Source organism: Rhodococcus sp. T2V (assembly GCF_029269925.1).
Classification (GTDB): domain Bacteria; phylum Actinomycetota; class Actinomycetes; order Mycobacteriales; family Mycobacteriaceae; genus Rhodococcus_F; species Rhodococcus_F koreensis.
In genome coordinates this window covers 119,570-132,103 of the sequence record NZ_JARJBD010000022.1, presented here as the reverse complement: position 1 = coordinate 132,103, position 12,534 = coordinate 119,570, and the positions used below count along the sequence as shown (strand labels likewise).

Below are 12,534 nucleotides of genomic sequence, written 5' to 3'. Positions count from 1 at the left end.
GACGCCACCCATCGTGCGTCCGAGCTGAGGGGGTCCCCATCACATGTCATCTTTCACTGGCAAACCCACCGGGGAGGCGGGTTGGTGCACCCCCTGGTCGAGGAGTGCACAATCCCAGTGCAGGCCCGCATCCTGGCGGTCGGCTGGCATGAACCTGTGAATCTCCTGGCAGCATTCACGGTATGGGAAAAGTGCAGTGGCACAACGTATGTCCCCTGACGGCAATCAGGTCGAGGGTTCGACTCGGGTCCAGTCGCGGGTGATACGTTCCCGGTCGTGGACTCTCCAGTGCGTGCCGATCCGGCGGCGGGAGCAGGTGACGATTCGAGTGAGCATCCACGAGCCACCGGTGTCGTCGAGTTCCGCATCGACGGCGAGGACGAATTCAGCGGTGCACCGGTCGACGAAGCGATGGCCCAGAATGCCGTCGCGTACGAGGATCTCCCCGCTGCGGAGTGCGAACCCACGCGAGCTGATCGCATTGGTCGACAAGGACACCCGACCGCGGGCGAGGCTGCGGATCCGCCAGATCGGCACGTACAGCCGGCGCCCGCCGACGACGGCCACGATTCCGGTTACCGGTGGTGGGTCCGTGCTGCTGTCGACTCGGACGACGATGTCGTCGACGCGACCGACAGACCGGCCGGTACGGGCGATGATCGATGTACCGAGCAACCGCGCCACAGTCACGACCGTCCGCGCCGACCCCGTGGTGGGCGCCGCAGGGGAACTGCGCCGAGGGGCGTTCATTGCGGTCTACTTCTGTTTCATACCTTGCTGTTTCGTTAATTGTTCTGCGAAATTCCAGGGCTCGGCAGTGTGCAGGGGACTGCCGGGGTGATGCGATCCCATGTGACCAGGCTACGCACGGTCGCCGGGCGATGATCCTGCCCTTCCTGAGTATTCGCTGAGTATCTGAAATGAATGGTCTTGCGTCGGAGTATGTTCGATGTAGTGCCCCGCTTCGCCCAGTGCTGGGAGCACCCCTCGGTCACGCCTTGCGGCAGGCGGAAGTCCCACATGTGGATGGCGCGCCACGCCGAGGTGGTGTGGGACAGCGGCAGCAACCTCGAAAGGTCGTCATGAATATCGTCAAGAATGTCATCGTGGTCGGATCCGTCGCGGCGAGCTTCGCCCTGGCTGGTCCGGGAATGTCTCTCGCGTCGGCGGCGACGCCCGCACAGACGGTCGTCAATCAGCCGTCGGCGCCGTCCTCCACGCCGCCCAAGGAGCCGACCTGTGGTCCGTTCCAGGATGCCCCGAACTGGGATTTCGACGCGCCGAGCAATCCCCTCGGTGACTGGTGCACGCAGTGGCAAGGGCAGCCGCGGGACTCCACCAAGGACGGTGGCGGGGGCACCGTCTTCATGAAATGACGCCGAACCCGCCCCCGGTGTGAATCCTGTTGTGAGGCACGCCGGCGTTTTCACCCGGCGCGGGTGATGGCCGGGCGGGCGCCGCGGGGGCACTGTGGTCGGGTGGGCACTACTGGACCGATCGTCGACGTTCTCACCAACGTCATCCACCAACTGGGCTCGGCCGCAGGCGGACCCCTGCGCCTGTCGCACGAGGCGCCCAGTGACCCTGCTGCACGGGCGAATTGGCTACCCGTGCCCGACGGTGATTTCTGTCTGATCATCCGTGCATACGTCCCCGACCGGACGATCCTCGAGGACTCCTACCGGTTCCCGGACGTCATCCGAGAACAGTAGGTGGGTTCGGGTTCACCCGTGTCGGGTGAGGTGTGTGAGCGCACGAGTGTCGAGGCTGTCAGCAGGAGTGCAGGCGAGGAAAGGCGCATCATGGTCAAGCCGTTTCGCGGTGTTGTCAACGTCGATGTCCGGGATTCGGTCCCGGATTGGACGCCGTTCGAGCCGCCTCGAGCCCCTGACGGAGCGCCGAACGTGCTCTACATCGTGCTCGACGACGTCGGATTCTCGGCCATGGGTTGTTACGGCGGGCCGATCGAGACGCCGAACATCGATCGGATCGCTGCGAAGGGGGTTCGGTACACGCAGTGGCACACCACGGCGCTGTGCTCGCCCACGCGGTCCTGTTTGCTGACCGGGCGAAACCACACGCGTAACAGCATGGCCTGCATCACGGAGGCGTCGATCGGATTCCCGAATGCGAGTGGCACGATCCCGCCGGAGAACGGCATGCTCTCGGAGATCCTCGGCGAGCGGGGTTGGAACACATACATGGTGGGCAAATGGCACCTGTGCCCGACGGACGAGATGAACCTGGCGGCGACCCGCCGAAACTGGCCGAGCGGGCGTGGTTTCGAGCGCTGGTACGGGTTCCTCGGTGCGGAGACCAACCAGTGGTATCCGGATCTGGTCTACGACAACCACCCGGTCGACCAGCCCAGTTCGCCGGAGGACGGGTATCACCTCACCGACGACATCACCGACAAGGCACTCGAGTTCATCAAGGACGCCAAGGTGATCGCGCCGGAGAAGCCGTTCTTCCTCTATTACGCGCCAGGTGCGTGTCATGCTCCGCATCACGCCCCGGAGGAGTGGATCGCGAAGTTCGAGGGCAAGTTCGACATGGGCTACGACGCGGTCCGTGAGCAGACCCTTGCCCGGCAGAAGGAGATGGGTATCGTCGCGGCGGACACCGAGCTACCGCCGATCAATCCGATCGGCACCCCCGACACCCGGTCGGGGCCCGAGGGGCAGCCGTTCCCGGAACTCGACTACACCCGCCCGTGGGACACGCTGGGCGACGACGAGAAGCGGCTGTTCGCGCGGATGGCCGAGGTCTACGCGGGGTTCCTGGCCCACGCCGATCATCACATCGGGCGGGTGCTCGACTATCTCGAGCAGAACGACGAGTTGGAGAACACCGTGATCGTGGTCGTCTCCGACAACGGCGCGAGTGGTGAGGGCGGCCCGAACGGCTCCGTCAACGAGATGAAGTTCGCCAACGGCATCCCGGACGACCTCGCGGAGAACCTCTCGAAACTCGACGATCTCGGCGGACCCAAGACGTACAACCACTACCCGAACGGTTGGGCGATGGCGTTCAACACCCCGTTCAAGATGTGGAAGCGTTACGAGTTCAACGGCGGCACCGCGGACCCGTGCATCATCTCGTGGCCTGCCGGGACGAAGGCGCGGGACGAGATCCGTGACCAGTACCATCACGCGATCGACATCGTGCCGACGCTCCTGGATCTCCTCGCGGTCGAACCACCGGAGACGATCAAGGGCCACACCCAGGCCCCGTTCGACGGCGTCAGCATGCGGGGCACGTTCGAGGACGAGTCCGCGCCCTCGGCGCGCCGGACCCAGTTCTACTCGATGCTCGGCTCGCGATCGATCTGGCACGAGGGTTGGAAGGCCGTCACGACGCACCCGACCATCGCCGGGTGGGGCCACTTCAACGAAGACGAGTGGGAGCTCTACCACACCGATGTCGACCGGGCAGAGGTGAACAACCTGGCGTCGGAGCACCCGGACAAGCTGCGGGAATTGGTGAACATCTGGTTCGCCGAGGCCGGCGCGAACCTGGCGTTTCCACTCGACGATCGATCGGGCGTCGAAATCATGGGCACGCCCCGCCCCCAACTGGCCGCTGCCCGCGACCGGTACGTGTACTACCCGGACGTGGCCGCGGTGTCCGAATGGCAGGCGGTCAACACCCGCGGGCGGTCCTTCGTGATCGGGGCGCTCGTCGACATCCCCGAGCCGGGCGCCGAGGGCGTGCTCTTCGCGATCGGATCCCGCTTCGGCGGGCACGCACTGTATGTGAAGGACAACCGATTGCACTACGTCAACAACTTCGTGGGCAGCGACGAACAGATGATCGTCGGCTCCGAGGATATCCCCACCGGCACCGACCTGATCCTGTCCGCGTCCTTCGACAAGGACGGGCAGGAACCTGCCGCCACCTTGGGAACACTGTCCCTCTTCCATGGGGATCGGAAGGTCGGAGAGGGCCGGATCAGAACCCAGATGGGGGCGTTCGCGATCGCCGGTGCGGGGCTGTACGTCGGCAGGCACCCGGGCGAGCCGATCACCGACGACTACCCCGGCGAATCACCCCATCGTTTCACCGGCGGCACGATCAACCGGGTCGCGATCGACGTCAGCGGTGAACCGTACCTCGACCTCGAGCGGGAGGCCGCCCTGATGCTGATGCGGGAGTGAGCCCGTCAGAATTCATCCGAATTGCAGCACGATGCGGCCGTCGACCGTGCCCCGGCGCAACTCGTCGAAGACGTCGTTGATCTCGTCGAGTCTGCGGGTGTGCACGGTCGGATGAATCTTCCCGCGCGTATAGAAGTCGAGTGCCTCGCGCATGTCCTGCCGGGTGCCGACGATCGACCCCCGGATGGTCAGCCCCTTGAGGACGGTGTCGAAGATCGGAGCGGGAAAATCCCCGGGTGGCAGACCAATGAAAGTGATCGTCCCACCCCGCCGGGCCATTGCGATGGCCTGCCCGAACGCGGCAGGATGCACAGCCGTGACCAGCACGCCGTCGGTTCCGCCGGTTGCCGCTTGAATTCGAGCAGCCGGATCCTCCTTGGTCGCATTCACGAGGACTTCCGCGCCGAGGTTCCGGGCGAGTTCGAGCTTCGAATCCGACACGTCGACGGCGGCCACCCTGAACCCCATCGCCACCGCGTACTGGACCGCGACGTGACCGAGGCCTCCGATTCCCGAGATCGTCACCCACTGACCCGGCTCGAGGTCGGTGACCTTCAGTGCCTTGTACACCGTCACACCGGCGCAGAGTATCGGCGCCACCTCCACCGGGTCGGAACCGTCCGGAATGCGCGCCGCGAAGCGCGCGTCCACCAGCATGTATTCGGCGAAGGATCCGTTGATCGAGTATCCGCCATTGATCTGCTTCTCACACAAGGTTTCCCAACCCGTGCGGCAGTACCGGCAGTCCAGACAGGCGGACCACAGCCAGGCGTTCCCGACCCGCTCGCCGATCTCGAGGTCGGCCACACCCTCGCCCAGTTCAACGACCGTCCCATAGCCCTCGTGGCCGGGGACGAACGGTGGGGCGGGCTTGACCGGCCAGTCTCCGTCCGCGGCGTGGAGGTCGGTGTGGCAAACGCCGGTCGTCTCGACCTTCACCAGCGCTTGATGGCGGCCCGGCGCCGGAATCGGCACCTCTTCTATGGTCAGCGGCCGTCCGAATTCTTTGACGACCGCGGCCTTCATCGTGCTGGTCATGGGGCCTCCTTGCGTCTGTGATGCACACTGCGAGCGGGGGTGCCACTACGGTGGGTCGGCTGCGCCGGATGCCACGCGGAATGCGCGGTTCAGGCGCCGGATCTCAGGATTTGGACGCCTCGTCGATCTCCTTGCCGACCCGATCCGTGTCTGCCTCGAGCTGCTTCTTCGTCACCTTGGATGCGCGTTCGAGAGCCTTCTCGACCCGCGCCTCGAGGTCCGTCGCCGCAACGACGATCAGTCCGCTGTCCCCGTCGTCGAGTAGCTCACCCACGTCCTTGAGGTCGGAGCGGCTCATCCCGGCGGCGACGTGCCCGCCGAGTGCCCCGAGACCGGCGCCGCCGGCACCGCCCAGCAACAACCCGGCACCGAGCCCGACGGCCGGGAACAGGGCAACCAGTGCACCTCCAACCAGGCCGATGCCGAGCCCACCCCACGCTCCCTGCCGGGTCGGCTGCTCATGTTTCTTGACGATCTTGACCTTGCCGGTTTCGGTCCGGGTGATGACGGCCGCATCGTAGGTATCGATCAGGTCTGCCTCGACGTAGAGATCGTGCACGGCGTCGTAGTCGGCGATCGCGGCGTCCTGCGAGTCATAGACCGCCGCCAGCAGGGCGAATGTATCGAGGGCCATGATTTCCTCCGATGGGTTGGTTGACGGTGGACCCGTTTCCAGCCTCGGCACCCGCGGTCCCGCTCGCATCGCCCAAAACGGGTGATCACCGGTGTGTCGTCGTCGCGTAGCGAGCGCTCACGATGTCTCCGCCGCGCAAACGTCACCGCTGTTGCGGGTCGTCGGCGATATCCTGGGGAGGCGTCCTCGAGAGGTAAGTGGTGCTGAACCGGCGACATGGCTCGGATGAATCGACCTAGCAGTGGCCGATGACGATCCGTTCGAGACCCAACGCGATGTGGACCCGACGGCCACCGCGCAGTTGAGTGCGGACGGATTCGACGACGCCCGGGAGATCGGGCGCGGAGGCTTCGGCGTCGTCTACCGGTGCACGCAGGCCACGCTCGACCGGACCGTCGCAGTCAAGGTTCTGACCACGGATCTCGCGAAGGAGAGTCGGGAACGATTCTTCCGGGAACAGCGGGCGATGGGTCGTCTGACCGGCCATCCGAACATCGTGACCGTGCTCGAAGTCGGCATCACGGGCAGCGGCGATCCGTTTCTCGTGATGCCCTACCACCCGCAGGGCTCCCTGGACACGCGGATCCGGCGGCACGGCCCGCTGTCGGTGGACGAGGTGCTGCACCTCGGGGTCAAGCTCGCGGGTGCACTCGAGACCGCACACCGGCAGGGCATCGTCCACCGTGACGTGAAACCCGCAAACGTCCTCCTCACCGAATACGGCGAGCCGGCTCTCACGGACTTCGGGATCGCCCACATGTCCGGGGGCTTCGAAACCGCGACGGGCATCGTCACGGGTTCGCCCGCGTTCACCGCACCCGAGGTCCTCGGCGGCGCGTCCGCGAGCCCGGCGTCGGACATCTACGGGCTGGGTGCGACCCTGTTCTGTGCGATCACCGGGCACGCAGCGTTCGAGCGGCGCAGCGGCGAACAGCTGGTGGCCCAGTTCGTCCGCATCACCACCGAACCGACACCGGACCTCCGGGAGCAGGGGATCGCGGACGACATCACCGCCGTGATCGAGCAGGCAATGGCCCGCCGGCCCGAGGACCGGCCACCCTCTGCCGCCGCATTCGGTGAGAAGCTGCGCGATGTCCAGCTCCGCCGTGGTGTGCCCGTCGACGTCATGGCTCTGCACGCATCGCCGACCACCGCCGCCCCGGACCCGGCGGACACTCCGCGGCGAACACCGGCCGGTCCCTCCGCGCACCGGGCGGGAAATCTCCCTCTCGAATTGACCAGTTTCGTCGGGCGCAGGCACGAACTCACCGAGGCGAAGAATCTACTGGCAGCATCGCGGCTGTTGACGTTGACCGGAATAGGCGGAGTCGGGAAGACCCGTCTGGCGATACGCGTCGCTACGGCAATGCAGCGCGAATTCGCCGACGGGGCATGGCTCGTCGAACTCGGGGAGGTCCGCGACCCGTCTCTGGTGATCGACGTCGTCGCCACCACCCTCGGATTGCGTGACCAGACGGCTCGGTCTCTTCGTGACGTCCTGCTGGACTTCCTCTCTTCGCGAGAACTGCTGCTGATACTGGACAATTGCGAACAAGTGGTCGACGCCGTGGCGGACCTCGCGACGACACTGCTACAGCAGAGCCCCCGCCTGCGTGTTCTCGCGACCAGTCGGGAACCCCTGACGATCGGCGGTGAAGCGACCTTGCGCGTTCCGCCGCTGACGGTCCCCGACCCGGATCGCGAGCCGTCACTCCAGGGTCTTCCCCGCTACGACGCCGTGTCGCTGTTCACCGAACGTGCCACCGCCGCGGTACCGGCCTTCACCCTGACCGAGGCCAACAAGACCGTGGTGACCCGAATCTGCCGCCGACTGGACGGGTTGCCGCTACCGATCGAACTGGCGGCGGCGCGGCTGCGGGCGATGTCGCCCGAGCAGATCCTGCAACGCCTGAGCGACCGCTACGCGTTGCTGACGCGCGGAAGCCGCGGGGCGCCCTCACGCCAGCAGACGCTGCGGTTGTGTCTCGATTGGAGCTACGAACTCTGCACCGCGAGAGAGCAACGCGCATGGGAACAGCTGTCGGTATTCGCGGGTAGCTTCGAACTGGATGCGGCAGAACAGGTATGCGGTGCAGACAGCGACGCACAGGACCTACTGGACGCGGTGGCATCGCTCGTCGACAAGTCGATCCTGAACCGGGAGGATCAGGGCGTCACGGTGCGATACCGGCTGCTCGAGACTCTCCGCGACTACGGCCGGGAAAAGGCTCAGCAGACCGGCGACTATTCGAACCTGCGTCGACGGCACCGGGATTGGTACCGTCAGTTGGCCCGGACCGCTCAAGCCGAGTTCATCGGCCCGCGGCAGATCGAATGGCTCGCCCGCTTCAACCGCGAACAGCCGAACTTGCGGGATGCCATGGAGTTCTGCCTGGCCGAGGGCGACGTCGAGGAAGGCTTGCAGATCGCGACTGCGGTGTCCCTGCTCTGGAGTACCCGCGGTCTGCTCAGCGAGACACGGCGATGGCTCGACCAATTCCTCTCGTCACCGAATCTGCCGCCGACGATCGCGACGGCCAAAGCGCTCTACGCCGACTGCCTGCTGGCCGAACAGCAACGGGACAATCAACGAGCCGCTGCCCTCGTCGAGCAGGCGCATGCCCTGGCAGACCACGTATCCGATCCCGTCGTGCACGCCGTCGTCGATCACGCGGACGGCGTCTTCGGGATCTTCAACGGTGATCTCGTGCGCGCGTGCTCCGGGTTCGAGGGGGCGCTGACAGTGCTTCGAGAAGCTAAGCGCGAGTTGGTTATACACGTCGAGGCGCTCACGTTGCTCGGTCTGACCTACGAGCTGCTCGACGACGATCCCCGCCGGGCGGTCGATTGCTACGCGGAAGCCCTTGCGATCACCGATCGTCACGGCGAATCCGTCTACCGGGCCTACGTCCTGTGGGTCATGGCGGTCGCGCAGTGGCGACAGGGCGAGCGGCGTCGTGCAACCGAATTGCTCGAGGAGGGGTTGCGGCTCAGCCGTCTCGTCGACGATCCGGTCGGTTGCGTAAACAGTCTCGAAGCTCTCGCCTGGATCGCCGGCGGCAGCGATCCCCAGCGCGCCGGCATCTTGATGGGAGCCGCCGAAGCCATCGGTCACGCAGTGGGAAGCTCCTCGGTTTTCGTCCCCGACCTGCTCGTTCATCACGACGAGTGCGAACGGGTCGTCCGCGGAGCGCTCACCGGGAACGACTACGAGCAGGCGCTGCAACAAGGCCGGAACATGGATCTCGACTCGGCCGTCTCGTACGCACTCGGCGAACGGCTCCAGAAAGATTCCGGGCCCTCCGGATCGGTGAAACTGACGAAACGTGAACGACAGGTTGCCGAGCTGATCGCCGAGGGGCTGACCAACAAGGCCATCGCCGCCCGGCTCGTGATCTCACAACGCACCGCGCAGGGCCATGTCGAACACATACTCACCAAACTCGGATTCAACTCGCGAGCCCAGGTCGCGGCCTGGGTCGTGGAGGAGCGGCAATCGACGTAACTCGTCCTCAGGAGGCTGCGAGGACGGACACCACCGTTGCGACAGTCACCGTGTTGAAGACGAATGCGATCACGGCGTTCACCGCAACAGTCCGGCGCATGGCATCGGAGGTGACGTCGACGTCGGTCGTCCCGAAGGTCGTCATCACGGACACGGCGAAGTAGACGTAACTGGCCCATCTGGGCGACCCGCCGGGAAAACCCAGCGCCTGGCCCTGCTCGACGACGTTGTCTGCGTAGAAGGTGATCGCGAACGACACCAGCACACAGGTCCAGGACACGACCACCAGGACGACGGCGATGCCGATCCTGAGTGGGTCCGGCAGTGCGCCCCCGCCACGGCCGGGCAGCCACACCACCGCGACTGCGAGTGCGACTGCCGCCATGAAGAGAGACACTCCCGGCCCGGGAGCGGTGCCCAGAACATAGCGTTGCAGTATGGTGCCGCGGCTCTCGCGTTCTGCCCATTGCTGGACGATCGCGTCAGGTGCCAGGGAGAACGCCGCAACCGTGACCACGAGATATGTCACGAGATAGACCAGGAGCACGATCACGCTCGCGTCGGCGAAGCCGATCGCCGACACTCCTATGGGGCCGAGGAGCATCGCCGCAACGGCAGCCACGAGCAGACTCGAGGCGGAGCGGCGGCGCTCGGAGAGCCACGTCCCAACGGATGGGGGCAAGACGCCGGCCCTCCGTTCGTCGTATCCGGTGGTGGTTCCCAGTCTTCAGGATTGCCCGGTATGTCCGCGACGAATTCGGCCGGTCGACGCATTGGCTCGCGTCCGGTGGCCGGTCAGCGGTGGTTCACCAACCGAATGGGTTTCGGTTCGTGCCGGGCAGCCAGGTGCTGCCCGGTTGACGACATGACCGCGGTGCCGACGCCCGTCGTCGATCAGGATCGGTCGAATGGCCACACCGAGCAGAGTACTGAAGTCCCAGGCCGAGACGGGATCACCGGCTGCGTTCAGCGCGGCGCTCGGCGGTGTGCGGCGATCCCGCGCTGAAATGCTTCTGCGACTTCGCGAGCGGCTCGCTCGCCTGATTCGATGGCCCCCTCGATGTAACCGGCGTGCTCGCTCGCCGTCTCGGTCCCGGCCCAGTGAATGTCGTCGATCGGATCCGAAGGCAACGGGAACGTTCCCACCGTGCTGCCTGCGGACGGTAGCGCCAGATATCCCCCGCCGGCGTGTTCGTCGAGGTGCCACGACTTTTCGTGCCAGCTTGCCGGCTGCAGGATGTCGGATGACCCGACCGCAGCGGCGAGGGGGCCCAGGATCGCCTGCCTGCGGCCGGCTTCGTCGAGTCGGTCGAGTTCGCGAGCTTTCCGACCACCCACCAGCACACACAGGTGGCCCGGACCGCCGGGTGGGGAGGTATCGAAGACCGCGAACCCGGGGCCGTCGAGAAACAGGAATTCGGCATCAGTGGTAGCGAGCCAGAAAGGACGCTCGTAGACCGCGACCGCTTTGAACACCGATCCCATGTACATGTCTTGCTCGAGGCGCCGCCGACCTGCCGGAAGGGGCGGGTCGAAGGCGATCTCGGCCGACACCGGTGGTGGCGTCGACACGATCACCTTGGACGCTCGGATGAGAGCCGAGTGGGTACGGAGGACGACACCTGTGCCGTCTCGACTGATGGATGTCACTCGACTGTTCGTGAGGACCCGTGGTCCGAGTTCTGCGGCAATCTTGTCGGTCAGGGTTCCTGCACCCTCGACGATCAGACATTCCTGTGCGCCGCCGTTCGTCGACAACATCGTGGAGAGTCCGCCCTGGTAGTGAATCATTGTGGCCAGCGCATCCATCGAGAGGCGGTCGAGGTCTGCCGTCGTCGACACCTCGACGAGCACTTCGAGGAGCCGGCGGGCTTTGGCCGTCGGCACCTTGCGAAGCCACTCCTGCACGGTCGTCGAGTTCCATCGCTTCGGCGCTCCCCGCCTCGCCCGTAATTCCCAGGCCAGCAGAACGGAAGCGGCCGTCAGCATCGACGGACTCACGGCCGAGATGGTGCGGGCGTCGCTGACGACGGTCGGCCGCTTCGGTGTGCGCATGGGGAACACGGTTGCCCCGAGTTCAGCGGCCAGCGCCGAGAACCGGTGGTGTCCGTGGCCGACCCACTGCCCACCCAGATCGAGCCGCGAGCCCAAAGCCGAGGTTTCAGCCATCATCCGGCCACCCGTTCGGTTCGCAGACTCGAGAACGAGCACGTCGATCCCCTGTCGATGCAGCGCTCTGGCCGCAATCAGACCCGACATTCCGGCGCCGACCACAGCGACGCTGGTGCCGAGAGTGGTTGCTTGCATGTCGTTCGGGTTGCCGGTTCCCTGTTGCACCATTGGTCTCACTCCGGGTTGTCGATGATCCAGTGCCTCGGCAATGGCCGATCAATTTCTAAGTCGGACAGCCGTACGAATCAACATAGAGTGAGGTCAACCCGAACGCAATAGCGTCCCGGATCCGAACCTCAGGCGGTATCCGCATTCAGCGACTTCGTACGCGCGACCGGTTGGGGGTCGGCATAGAGAACGAGCATGTCCAGCGCGTGGTCGAGATCGCGTCGAGCGCGGTCGGGATCCGGCTTCGCGATGTATTGCAGGATCAGCCCGTCGACCTGGGCCAGCGCCATGCGGCCGAGGGTGTCGAAGCCGATGGCGCAGCGTTCCCCGGCCGCTTGCGCGGCCCGCTCGCAGAACTCGGTGACGAGCGCGCCGTAGCGCTCGTACTGCAGCTGCGCCAGCCCCCCGGCTGAATCGCTCCGAAGCGAATAGGTCATGAGTTCGTATTGCATGATCTGCAGACCGACCCTGGTCGTGACCAGTTTGTTCCAGAAGTTGCCCACCCCGTGGCGCAGGGCGTGTTCCACGCCCTTGTCGGCATCGAGTTCGGCGCGGAGCGTCTCGGATATCTCGCCGATGACGGTCGTGATGACTGCACGAAGTAGCTGGTCCTTGCTGGAGAAGACGTAGTGCAGCGTGCCGAGGGGGATGCCGGCCCGCCCGGCGACGGCGCGAAGGGTCGTTCCGGGGACGCCCCTGTCGCTGAACTCCTTGATTGCCGCCGCGATGATCTGTGCCTCGCGCTCCGACGCCTTGACGTAGGCCACCGCTTTCCTCCTCGATGTCACCCGCCGATCCGACACCACTCTTGCACACCGGGATGCTGTGATCTAGATTACGGTCGGACAACCGACCGACTT

General features: G+C 65.6%; 10 protein-coding genes. 4 read left to right on the top strand and 6 right to left on the bottom strand.

The window, feature by feature from the left end; translation table 11 throughout:
- Positions 1-225 precede the first annotated feature (225 nt).
- Positions 226-750: a hypothetical protein gene (locus P3H15_RS20190; RefSeq protein ID WP_276138884.1), complete on the bottom strand. Its 525-nt coding sequence runs from the start codon at positions 748-750 to the stop codon at positions 226-228.
- A 332-nt stretch (positions 751-1,082) separates the two neighbouring features.
- On the opposite strand from P3H15_RS20190, the gene P3H15_RS20185 reads away from it, so the two are divergent.
- From P3H15_RS20185 to P3H15_RS20175, 3 genes are all read left to right on the top strand, one after another.
- Positions 1,083-1,376 carry a hypothetical protein gene (locus P3H15_RS20185; RefSeq protein ID WP_276138883.1) on the top strand — a complete coding sequence of 98 codons (294 nt, stop codon included), beginning with the start codon at positions 1,083-1,085 and terminating at the stop codon, positions 1,374-1,376.
- A 102-nt stretch (positions 1,377-1,478) separates the two neighbouring features.
- Entirely contained in the window at positions 1,479-1,712 is a 234-nt protein-coding gene (locus P3H15_RS20180; protein WP_276138882.1) for a DUF1214 domain-containing protein, read from the top strand.
- A 90-nt stretch (positions 1,713-1,802) separates the two neighbouring features.
- Positions 1,803-4,157, top strand: coding sequence for an arylsulfatase (locus P3H15_RS20175; protein WP_276138881.1), 2,355 nt, complete (start codon positions 1,803-1,805; stop codon positions 4,155-4,157).
- Positions 4,158-4,169: 12 nt separating this feature from the next.
- On the opposite strand, the gene adhP is transcribed toward P3H15_RS20175, so the two are convergent.
- Together adhP and P3H15_RS20165 are read right to left on the bottom strand one after the other, a co-directional pair.
- Positions 4,170-5,195 (bottom strand): alcohol dehydrogenase AdhP, encoded by a 1,026-nt coding sequence (gene adhP, locus P3H15_RS20170; protein WP_276138880.1) that lies wholly within the window; start codon positions 5,193-5,195, stop codon positions 4,170-4,172.
- 103 nt (positions 5,196-5,298) lie between these two features.
- Positions 5,299-5,829, bottom strand: coding sequence for a DUF1269 domain-containing protein (locus P3H15_RS20165; protein WP_276138879.1), 531 nt, complete (start codon positions 5,827-5,829; stop codon positions 5,299-5,301).
- Between the two features lie 241 nt (positions 5,830-6,070).
- Between P3H15_RS20165 and P3H15_RS20160 the strand changes: the two genes are divergently transcribed.
- On the top strand, positions 6,071-9,334 hold the full coding sequence (locus P3H15_RS20160) for a protein kinase (RefSeq protein WP_276138878.1): 3,264 nt from the start codon (positions 6,071-6,073) through the stop codon (positions 9,332-9,334).
- A 7-nt stretch (positions 9,335-9,341) separates the two neighbouring features.
- Here the strand turns inward: P3H15_RS20160 and P3H15_RS20155 are convergent, their stop codons facing one another.
- The 3 genes from P3H15_RS20155 to P3H15_RS20145 all read right to left on the bottom strand — a co-directional run bounded on the left by P3H15_RS20155 (position 9,342) and on the right by P3H15_RS20145 (position 12,441).
- Positions 9,342-10,016, bottom strand: a complete 675-nt coding sequence (locus P3H15_RS20155) for a DUF1345 domain-containing protein (protein WP_276138877.1) — start codon at positions 10,014-10,016, stop codon at positions 9,342-9,344.
- Positions 10,017-10,300: 284 nt separating this feature from the next.
- On the bottom strand, positions 10,301-11,674 hold the full coding sequence (locus P3H15_RS20150) for an FAD-dependent oxidoreductase (protein ID WP_276138876.1): 1,374 nt from the start codon (positions 11,672-11,674) through the stop codon (positions 10,301-10,303).
- A gap of 128 nt (positions 11,675-11,802) precedes the next feature.
- Positions 11,803-12,441, bottom strand: a complete 639-nt coding sequence (locus P3H15_RS20145; RefSeq protein ID WP_276138875.1) for a TetR/AcrR family transcriptional regulator — start codon at positions 12,439-12,441, stop codon at positions 11,803-11,805.
- Positions 12,442-12,534: the final 93 nt, after the last annotated feature.

What these genes read in the sequence shown, in the direction of transcription:
- P3H15_RS20190 (WP_276138884.1), bottom strand. Translation starts at nt 750, where the DNA reads ATGAACGCCCCTCGGCGCAGTTCCCCTGCGGCGCCCACCACGGGGTCG.
- P3H15_RS20185 (WP_276138883.1), top strand. Translation starts at nt 1,083, where the DNA reads ATGAATATCGTCAAGAATGTCATCGTGGTCGGATCCGTCGCGGCGAGC.
- P3H15_RS20175 (WP_276138881.1), top strand. Translation starts at nt 1,803, where the DNA reads ATGGTCAAGCCGTTTCGCGGTGTTGTCAACGTCGATGTCCGGGATTCG.
- adhP (WP_276138880.1), bottom strand. Translation starts at nt 5,195, where the DNA reads ATGACCAGCACGATGAAGGCCGCGGTCGTCAAAGAATTCGGACGGCCG.
- P3H15_RS20165 (WP_276138879.1), bottom strand. Translation starts at nt 5,829, where the DNA reads ATGGCCCTCGATACATTCGCCCTGCTGGCGGCGGTCTATGACTCGCAG.
- P3H15_RS20150 (WP_276138876.1), bottom strand. Translation starts at nt 11,674, where the DNA reads ATGGTGCAACAGGGAACCGGCAACCCGAACGACATGCAAGCAACCACT.